Genomic DNA, 483 nt, shown 5'->3' on the forward strand with positions numbered 1-483 from the left:
ATTTTAATCTTCTCCTCAAAATATCAGTATTGATTCAGTATAGCAAAAAAGCAATTGATACAAAACAATATCATCTATTGTTGCTTTTTACACTGAATACTCTCACCTCATCATTCACACTGCATTGAGCTTGAGACATAAATCAATGTTCAATGCTCTACAAAGTTATATTGGCAGTAGTTGACTGAACGAAAATGCGCTTGTAACAAGCTTTTTTCAATTCTAGTCAGGGGCCCCAACACAGAGAATTTCGAAAAGAAATTCTACAGGCAATGCAAGTTGGGGTGGGACGACGAAATAAATTTTGAGAAAATATCATTTCTGTCCCACTCCCCACTTACTATTCGTATTTAAAATTTGATAAAACTTCTAACATTTTATCATTTTGTTCTTTAAAACCAATTGTAATTCTAACACCAGTTGGAAATGGTCGCGTAATACACCCTACATTTAAAAGTGCTTCATAAAGTTCATTTACCCGCT

General features: G+C 33.7%; 1 pseudogene. It reads right to left on the minus strand.

What is annotated here, in order from left to right:
* Nucleotides 1-340: 340 nt before the first annotated feature.
* A pseudogene (locus IDG60_RS02515) lies at nt 341-483 on the minus strand (histidinol-phosphate transaminase); the annotation flags it as partial.

The sequence above is a fragment of the Staphylococcus sp. EG-SA-2 genome, from assembly GCF_017152085.1.